The 6955-nt window shown below is 60.8% G+C and carries 12 protein-coding genes and 2 pseudogenes; 4 read left to right on the plus strand and 10 right to left on the minus strand.

Translation table 11 applies throughout. The features are described from left to right. Window positions 1–553: 553 nt before the first annotated feature. The 7 genes from L995_RS30765 to L995_RS30790 form a co-directional block, all read right to left on the minus strand. Window positions 554–844 carry an H-NS histone family protein gene (locus L995_RS30765; protein WP_047475258.1) on the minus strand — a complete coding sequence of 97 codons (291 nt, stop codon included), beginning with the start codon at window positions 842–844 and terminating at the stop codon, window positions 554–556. Between the two features lie 171 nt (window positions 845–1015). Beyond that, on the minus strand, window positions 1016–2134 hold the full coding sequence (locus tag L995_RS30770) for a hypothetical protein (RefSeq protein ID WP_047475260.1): 1119 nt from the start codon (window positions 2132–2134) through the stop codon (window positions 1016–1018). Further along, a complete protein-coding gene (locus L995_RS30775) occupies window positions 2134–2349 on the minus strand; it encodes a hypothetical protein (RefSeq protein WP_047475262.1) in 216 nt (71 codons plus the stop codon). Before L995_RS30775 ends, L995_RS30770 begins: the two co-directional genes overlap by 1 nt. Then, a complete protein-coding gene (locus L995_RS30780) occupies window positions 2346–3113 on the minus strand; it encodes an ERF family protein (RefSeq protein WP_047475264.1) in 768 nt (255 codons plus the stop codon). Before L995_RS30780 ends, L995_RS30775 begins: the two co-directional genes overlap by 4 nt. Before the next feature lie 85 nt (window positions 3114–3198). Continuing rightward, window positions 3199–3357 carry a hypothetical protein gene (locus tag L995_RS34110; protein WP_016452848.1) on the minus strand — a complete coding sequence of 53 codons (159 nt, stop codon included), beginning with the start codon at window positions 3355–3357 and terminating at the stop codon, window positions 3199–3201. Continuing rightward, window positions 3354–3563, minus strand: coding sequence for a hypothetical protein (locus L995_RS30785; RefSeq protein ID WP_047475266.1), 210 nt, complete (start codon window positions 3561–3563; stop codon window positions 3354–3356). Before L995_RS30785 ends, L995_RS34110 begins: the two co-directional genes overlap by 4 nt. A gap of 13 nt (window positions 3564–3576) precedes the next feature. Further along, complete coding sequence (locus L995_RS30790) at window positions 3577–3918, minus strand: hypothetical protein (protein WP_047475268.1); 342 nt, start codon at window positions 3916–3918, stop codon at window positions 3577–3579. 657 nt (window positions 3919–4575) lie between these two features. Between L995_RS30790 and L995_RS34940 the strand changes: the two are divergent. After that, window positions 4576–4758, plus strand: a pseudogene (locus L995_RS34940) (helix-turn-helix transcriptional regulator); the annotation flags it as partial. A 91-nt stretch (window positions 4759–4849) separates the two neighbouring features. Here the strand turns inward: L995_RS34940 and L995_RS34610 are convergent. Further along, window positions 4850–5338, minus strand: coding sequence for a helix-turn-helix domain-containing protein (locus L995_RS34610; RefSeq protein ID WP_052195901.1), 489 nt, complete (start codon window positions 5336–5338; stop codon window positions 4850–4852). Window positions 5339–5421: 83 nt separating this feature from the next. On the opposite strand from L995_RS34610, the gene L995_RS30800 reads away from it, so the two are divergent. Then, window positions 5422–5670 carry a helix-turn-helix domain-containing protein gene (locus tag L995_RS30800; RefSeq protein WP_047475270.1) on the plus strand — a complete coding sequence of 83 codons (249 nt, stop codon included), beginning with the start codon at window positions 5422–5424 and terminating at the stop codon, window positions 5668–5670. A gap of 35 nt (window positions 5671–5705) precedes the next feature. Here the strand turns inward: L995_RS30800 and L995_RS30805 are convergent, their stop codons facing one another. Beyond that, a complete protein-coding gene (locus tag L995_RS30805) occupies window positions 5706–6002 on the minus strand; it encodes a hypothetical protein (RefSeq protein WP_047475272.1) in 297 nt (98 codons plus the stop codon). A gap of 86 nt (window positions 6003–6088) precedes the next feature. On the opposite strand from L995_RS30805, the gene L995_RS30810 reads away from it, so the two are divergent. Both L995_RS30810 and L995_RS34615 read left to right on the plus strand, forming a co-directional pair. Next, the gene (locus L995_RS30810) at window positions 6089–6439 is read left to right on the plus strand and encodes a hypothetical protein (RefSeq protein ID WP_231574574.1); all 351 of its coding nucleotides are present in this window, start codon (window positions 6089–6091) and stop codon (window positions 6437–6439) included. A gap of 38 nt (window positions 6440–6477) precedes the next feature. Then, window positions 6478–6621: pseudogene (locus L995_RS34615) on the plus strand (helix-turn-helix domain-containing protein); the annotation flags it as partial. A gap of 70 nt (window positions 6622–6691) precedes the next feature. On the opposite strand, the gene L995_RS34620 reads toward L995_RS34615, so the two are convergent. Beyond that, the coding region (locus L995_RS34620; protein WP_231574575.1) for a hypothetical protein at window positions 6692–6955 on the minus strand (264 nt) is incomplete at its 5' end.

Here is a 6955-nt window from a genome sequence, read left to right on the forward strand (position 1 = left end):
AGCTCGGCTTTTTGCTGCAAAAGGGTCTTGTAGTCGGTCATCTTGTTTTGTTCAATTCTTCTGGATGTGAAGGTTCTGGGTAATCTATTGATATTTAATTATCAATTAATAATCATTAAGATTGTCAAAGGTGTCAAGCTAACAAATTTTCAACTATCATGTGGTCGTTTTGATATAGTTTGCCTATATGTTTCTGACTGCAATCGTGGTTGTTGGCTGCCTGGCGCTGACGAAATGAACGCCTGAGGTTGCAGTTAGCTTGCTACCAATGGAGCCAAGATGGATCGCAAAGAAAGCATCAATGCAATCATTGAACTAGCTAACCTTGGGGCGCAAATATCCCCAACTGAGGCTGTTCATGCGGTTGCCCAGGTGATAAGTGAATTGTGTCCAGCAGGTAGGAACTATGACGCTCGACTCGCTGTTTTGCTGCAGGTCGGCGCTACTCTTTGGCATGTGTCATCAGCTGCCGGAGCGCCTCTGCAGAGTGAGCGGATAGATTCGGCTCAGCAAAATGCGGCAGAGCATTAATGCAAATGCCCACTTGATTTTTCTAGCCTAAGCTAATACGGAACTGCTCACGTTCCTTCCCCAGAATCCAGTTCGGCGGCTTGCCCCGGCCGGTCCATGTTGCGCCGGTGGCAGGATCACGGTACTTGGGCTCGCCCACAGAGCCCTTCGCCTTGGTGCGGCTGGCAGGGAACACTTCCTGCTCGGTCAACTGGTATTGCTGAATCAGGGCGCGTACCTCTGCCACCGCCCCTGCCTTCTCCGTCTTCATCACTTCAGCGATGCGTGCATCCAGTTCGGCCTTTTGCTGCAGCAGGGTCTTGTATTCGCTCATTGTTTTTTCTCCGGTAGGGTTTCGAAAAGTGGGCCCGTCGTTTGGTAGGGCCATGGATGAAAAGTTCTGGTCATGCAGCAATTGCGGCTGCCAAAAGGAATGCACCGGCGAAGCCAGTGCTGTCGGCCAGCAGGCTCATGCCTGCAAGGCCAATGAGAACGCTGCGAAGGCTCATGTCTCAGCCTGGTAGCTGTCGCGCACATCGGCGATATGGGCGATGAGCCCATTGCAGAACGCCTCGAAGCTGGTGGCAGGCATGTGCACGGCGCCTCGGTCCTTGACGGTCTGGACGCCCACTGCATTGGCGGTCATGGCGCTGATCTCGAAAATACCCAGGCGCGCGTTGATCTGGCCCAGCTTCAACGTCTGGCCGTTAGCAACCAGTTCCTGCAACTGCAGTTGGTCCAGCGCGGCAGGCTGGGTTGCGGCTGGACGCGCGGCCTCTGGCGCAGGCAGTGATGGGCTTATCGCTTCGGCATGCAGTTCGGGCTGCGAAGCCAGGTCGAAGCCGATCAGCTCGGGCTGCGGCTGTGCCACTTCGCGGGCAGCAGGCGCTGGCTCAGGGTGCGTGGCCGCGAATTCCGCGATGCACTGCGCGTAGTACGCCCGGGCCAGTTCCAGCTTCACGTCCATCTGCGCCTCCAGGGCGCGGTCGCGCTCGATGGCCCAGGTGGTCAGGCGCATGTGCTCGGGGATGTGCTCGACCAGGTGCAGCTGCTGCGGCTCGTACTGGCCCAGCAGTTCCTCGGGCGTGTTGACCATGGCGTAGTTGACCTCCCAGCGGTCCACGTCCCACAGGCGCATGTAGCCGCGCATCTGCCATGCATACAGCGAGTCCTCGCAGTCGCGCACGAATGCGGGGAAGGTTTGCAGGCTCCACGAGCATTTCAGGTCGTGGCCGCAGCGGCGCACCAGGTCCACGGTGTCGGCTTCACCCGTGATCTGGCCGTCGCTGCGCCGCTCGGTGTTCTTGGCCAAGGTCAACCCGCGCACGCGGTTCAGTAGGGCCAGGCCTTCGGCTTCGACTGCCAGGCCCTTATCCGTGTATTTGCTGGACACCTCGAAGTCCACGCCCCAAAGCTCCTGTCGTACCAACTCGCGGATGTAGGTCTTCGCAGTCTCGCTGAGCGTGCCCAGCTTGAGGCGTTCCAGCACGGCCTTCTCTTCGTCCGTGCGCTTCTTCTTCGCCTGGATGGCTTCGACCTCAGGCGTGATGAGCGAGGGATCGATGCTCACCGGCGCGGTCATCAGCTTGCCGATGCTGGAGCAGCGGAACAGGATTTCACGCATCACGCTTCTCCCTTCGTTGCAAGGTTGATGACGTTCTTGGCGGTGGCGTAGTGCCGGCCGCGCGGCGCCCCTTCAACGTAGGCGGTCTGCTTTCGGCTGGTGGGCCACCAGTTGACGTTTACGAGGCCTCCGACCAGCAGAACGCGGCCGTCCGGGTACTCGATAACCTCTAGCTCCTTTTCGCGGGCTAGCGTTTTGAGCTTCTGGATGGTCATTTCTGGCTCCCTGCAACTGCAGCGTTGAAGGCGATGAGCCCGGCCCGGTCGCGGGACAGCTCGCCGCGCACCTCGCGGCATGCTTCATCAAATTTGGGTGTGCCGCGATGGCTGAGCGCCCAATCAATCCAGCCCTGTGCGTGCGCTGTGAGCGGTGCAGCGGCGCCGCCCTGGCCGTCGTCATCCTCGCCGGCCTCGGCCACGCCCGTGATCTGCTTGAGCGTGTGCCGCTGCAGGTATGTCGTGGTGGAAATGATGGCCTGGATGGCGTTCTTGCCGCCTGTCTCGTCGGGCTGGGCCGTCAGTTGGACTGTCTCGGCATGGCCTAGACGGTGCCGAAGCTTGCAGGCCACGGTGATGTCCCGGCCGGCCTGGTGCGTCTTCCACGACCACGCGAAGCCATGGGCCGACAGCTCTGGACCAACGGCCTGCACCACGTCGTCCAGCTCGGCATGCTTGTAGCTGGTTCTGCCGCCACTCTTGCCGGGGAAGTCCACCAGCTTGCGCTTCACGATGCGGATGTTCTTGGCCTTGAATGCGGCCAGGGCTTCGTTGTATGCCTTCTCGGCTTCGTGGCGCTCGTTGCGCTCCAGCAGATCCATCATCTTCTCGATCTGCTCCAGGCCTGCGCCGCGCTCCTGCAGCGTCAGCATGAAGTTGGCCGCGAAGGACGGGGGAAGGGCTGCGGGAGCGGGGGCGGCCGTGGAATCTGCCGCCGGCACCAGTTCAAGGGCATCGGCCTCTTTCTTGGAAACAGCGTTCATGGGAACCTCGCAGGTTGTGGAAAAAGAAACGCCCGCAGCAGCGGGCGATGGTCGGCGCCGGCGTGGCGCTTGGTGGATGGGGCGGTCATTCCGGGTCTTCCGGATCGCCGCGCATTTCGCGGACGGCGGACAGGTAGCGGCGCCCGCCGGCAGGCCAGGCGCGGTCCAGTTTTTCCCCGGCCTCTTCAAGCAATTCGAGCAGCATGGGCACCTTCTCGGCGTCGGTGAGTTCGGAGAGCTTCATGGCTTTTCGCGGTGGCATTCCACTTGCCTCTCGTCCAGCCATTCCGCATGCATGCCGGGGCACGCCAGCGCGCTGACGGTGGCGGGCGGCGCCCTGCCGGGCTCATCGTCCAGCGTTGCCTGCAGGCACAGCAGGCTGATGCCCAGCAGCATGGCAATCAGCCATGCCAGCGGCGGCGGGTCCGGGATTTCGTCATGTTGGTGCATGGTGGCTCCTCGATCAGTGGCGGTTTCGTTGAAGCTCCGCGATGTCGTCGCGGGCACGTCGGCGGGCATAGGACCGCAGCCACTCGTCCATGGAATTGCCCATGACGGTCAGTTGCGGGTGTTCGGGGTTCAGGCTCTGGCCCATGCGCTCGCTCGCGGCGGCGATCTGCTGGGCCAGCTCGTACTGCGCGGCCTGCAGGGCCTCCTGCACAAACTCGGCAGTGAAAGGTGGGCCGTAGTACTCGCGGACATAGGTGTCCAGCTCGGCGTCTTCTGCCTCGGCGCGGTCGTAGCGCGCCGCGTTCTCCGCAGCGGCCACTGAGGCCCAGCAGATAGAGGGGAGTCGTGCATTCATAGGCTGGGCCTCCAGAAATGAAAAGGGCCTGCGTCTGCAGGCCCTTGTGGGTGGGTCGATGGAGCCAGGTCAGAACCCACTCCAAAGGTTGAGATTGCCGGATGGCTCCGGCTCCATCGCGGCGGCGTCCTGGGAAAGGGCGCCAGCGTGATGGCCCTCTTTCGAGGACAGGCCGGATGCGCTCCGGCGGGCGTTGGTCTGGGCTTTTCTTTTCTTGGCATCCCAGTGCATGCCTCAAGCCGTATTTCTCCAATCCCCCCAGCTCAGGGTTCTGCGGGGCCTGTCCCAGTCTCCCGGCAGCTCTTACCTGCGTGAGCAGAGGCTGGTTCAGTGAGGCAGTGCGCCGACGACCTTTTGTATCCCGCTGCCGCCCGCGGTGCCTGTGTTTACCCAGCCGAGCGGCTGCATGAACGAGGGCGGCATGTTTGTGGCGCCCATCGGCAGCGTGATTGCTGCTGACAGACGAAATAATAGCAGTGCTTTTTTATGCGTGCAATAGCAGTGCTTGTAATTTTTCCTGCCTCATAGCAAAAATGGCTTTCCGCAAGCCAGGCTTGCGCTTGCCGCAACGCACAGTTGCGCAAGCCTGGCTTGCATTTGCAAAAGTGCGACTATTAGTGAATACTGTATGTGTGTACAGTTTTTCGCGAGAACGCGATGACGCCAATACGAAAAAAAGCACTGGGCGATCGGTTGCGTGCCGCCCGTCGCCGCTGCGCGCTATCGCAAGATGAGGTGGCAGAACTGTTGGGCGTGAAGAGGCAGACAGTCTCCGCTTGGGAGACGGGGGTGACCGTACCTACGGCATTCCAGGTGGCGGACTTGGCTGCAGCGTACTGCGCCTCCGCTCACCATTTGCTATTTGGCGCGCACTACGAACGTGTAGACGTGAAGGCGCTTTTGCCGAGTGCTGGAAGTCAAGGCGATCAGGCTATTCCGAGTGTGCCGCTACACGTCGATGAGCAGTCCGCCCTGGCGCGACCGGAGGTTGTCGCTCCCCCTCTACCTGGTGTTGGCGGAGTCGCGCCTCAGCGTCAGCCAGTAACTTGGCTTGGGTCGATTTGGGGACGCTCCGGTACACCATGACGAGTTGCATTTCGTCTTTGGACAATTGGGTGAAGTTCAGCGGCTGACTGCCGCCACCGGCAACCTCGCCCAGCGCAGCCGCTTCCGCAGCTAGCCTGGGGCTGAAGTCTGCAATCTCGCACCCCAATCCTTTTGCAAATCCTCGCGCGGCCTTCAAGCTGATCGCGGCCTTGCCATTGAGGAAGTGCCCTACGGCTGCTTGACTGCCTATGTCATAGGTTTGCCCGAACTCTGCCTGGGACACGCGCTCCTTGCGCTCAACCCACAGGCTCTTGAGCTTGCGCGACTCCTCGCGGTGCTCATCGGTCAGGGTTCTGCGGATCTCTTCACTCATAAATAGCGAGGCTAGTAAAACTGCTGCCAAACGGCAAAAAGCACTGCTGTTGACAAAATTACAAGCACTGCTAGTATTTGAGGATGCGCAACCTCAGACGCATCCGAAAACACCTCGGAATCACCCAGAAGGCCTTGGGTGACGGCATCGGCTGTACCCAAGGCAACGTTTACCACTACGAACGCGGCCAGACCTTGTTGCCTGAGATGGCGGGACGGCTCATCGCCTACGCCGCACGCGATTTCGGCTTGGTCCTTACCTATGACCACATCTACGGCAGCGCCCAGCTGCCGCCGGTCGTTGAAGCGGAGAGGTCAGTTCATGCGCCGTGACCAGAAGTTCTACGTGGATGAGTGCGGCGTCAGCCTCAGCCCTCCGAGTCTTTCAGAGCTGCGGCGCCGTCGAGCTGGGTCAGATACCCATCAAGCTCCCGATTTAGCCAATCAATCGACAAGTCTTGCATTTGGCTTCCGAGGAGCTGTCCTTGCATTTGGTCTTTTTGCAGTCGTAGGTGCTTTGCTGCGTCGGCCGCCACCTCCTTAGGAAGACAGGCGGCAGTTACGGCAAGTGTGACTGTTGCTGCGTTGAAGCGGCCCTGCATCACCGAAATTGTCTTGGTCAGTTCTGCCATTTGCTTTTTCAAAACTTCGATTTCTTCGTTCATGTCTGCCCCTCTCGGGAATGGTTGCTTGGAACCTTCCATTTTGCCCCGGGAGAGGGCGGGCACCTTTTCTTCTCAAGAGGCCTTTCATGGCTGAAAAATTAACTTCAACGGACGGGCGGTTGCACCGTGTCGTCCGCGGTCTGGTCGCCTTCGCGCGCGGCACGGGCCGCACCAGCTGCTCCGACACCATGGAGCTGCGGCAGCAGTGCGATGCCAACACCCTGCGGGTGCTGGACGCGCTGGCCAGGGCCAAGGGCATGGAGCGCCCGGCCTACATCGAGGCGCTGCTGGAAGAGCATGCGAAAGAAGCGTTGCATGAGGCAAGTCTGATCGTGCGTCAGCTGCGGGGCAATCCGCTGCTGGTGGAGGCGCTTGGAGCGCCGCCGGAGACTTTTGGTCTGCCGGCTGATCAGGCCCAGGAGGAGACGCTTCGGTGAGTACGGTTGTCATGGCGGCCTGCTGGCCGCTGCAAGGAATGAGTGCATCCCAAAAGGCCGTGCTGATCTCGCTGGCCGACCAGGCCAACGACGATGGCGTGTGCTGGCCTGGAATTTCAACTATCGCCCGGCGCACATGCCTTTCGGAGCGCGCTGTTCAGGAGGCAATTGCCTGGCTGCAGACCGTGGGTCTGGTTTTTCGTGAGTATCGATTCAATTCGAGCACCAGCTACACCATCACGCCCGCGCGTTTCAACCCCGGGGCGGCTCCAGCAAAGCGCGCTCGTGCCAGGGGTGCAGATGGCGCACCGGGTGAATCTGGCGCATCCCCCGCAGATAGCGCACCCCCTGCAGATGGCGCATCGGGTGCAAACCGCGCACCGGGTGGTGCAGATGGCGCACCCCCTGGTGCAGATGGCGCACCTCACCCCCCGCATATGGCGCACCCCGGGGGTGCAGATGGCGCACCCAAATCATCATTGAACCGTAATAGGAACCGTAAAGGAACCGCCAAAG

It is taken from the genome of Delftia sp. ZNC0008, from assembly GCF_000799035.1.
GTDB classification, from domain to species: Bacteria; Pseudomonadota; Gammaproteobacteria; order Burkholderiales; family Burkholderiaceae_C; genus Comamonas; species Comamonas tsuruhatensis.

What these genes read in the sequence shown, in the direction of transcription:
- L995_RS34110 (WP_016452848.1), bottom strand. Translation starts at nt 3,357, where the DNA reads ATGAAGCTCTCCGAACTCACCGACGCCGAGAAGGTGCCCATGCTGCTC.
- L995_RS30805 (WP_047475272.1), bottom strand. Translation starts at nt 6,002, where the DNA reads ATGAACGAAGAAATCGAAGTTTTGAAAAAGCAAATGGCAGAACTGACC.
- L995_RS30785 (WP_047475266.1), bottom strand. Translation starts at nt 3,563, where the DNA reads ATGCACCAACATGACGAAATCCCGGACCCGCCGCCGCTGGCATGGCTG.
- L995_RS30780 (WP_047475264.1), bottom strand. Translation starts at nt 3,113, where the DNA reads ATGAACGCTGTTTCCAAGAAAGAGGCCGATGCCCTTGAACTGGTGCCG.
- L995_RS30765 (WP_047475258.1), bottom strand. Translation starts at nt 844, where the DNA reads ATGAGCGAATACAAGACCCTGCTGCAGCAAAAGGCCGAACTGGATGCA.
- L995_RS30810 (WP_231574574.1), top strand. Translation starts at nt 6,089, where the DNA reads ATGGCTGAAAAATTAACTTCAACGGACGGGCGGTTGCACCGTGTCGTC.
- L995_RS30790 (WP_047475268.1), bottom strand. Translation starts at nt 3,918, where the DNA reads ATGAATGCACGACTCCCCTCTATCTGCTGGGCCTCAGTGGCCGCTGCG.
- L995_RS30775 (WP_047475262.1), bottom strand. Translation starts at nt 2,349, where the DNA reads ATGACCATCCAGAAGCTCAAAACGCTAGCCCGCGAAAAGGAGCTAGAG.
- L995_RS30800 (WP_047475270.1), top strand. Translation starts at nt 5,422, where the DNA reads ATGCGCAACCTCAGACGCATCCGAAAACACCTCGGAATCACCCAGAAG.
- L995_RS34610 (WP_052195901.1), bottom strand. Translation starts at nt 5,338, where the DNA reads ATGAGTGAAGAGATCCGCAGAACCCTGACCGATGAGCACCGCGAGGAG.
- L995_RS30770 (WP_047475260.1), bottom strand. Translation starts at nt 2,134, where the DNA reads ATGCGTGAAATCCTGTTCCGCTGCTCCAGCATCGGCAAGCTGATGACC.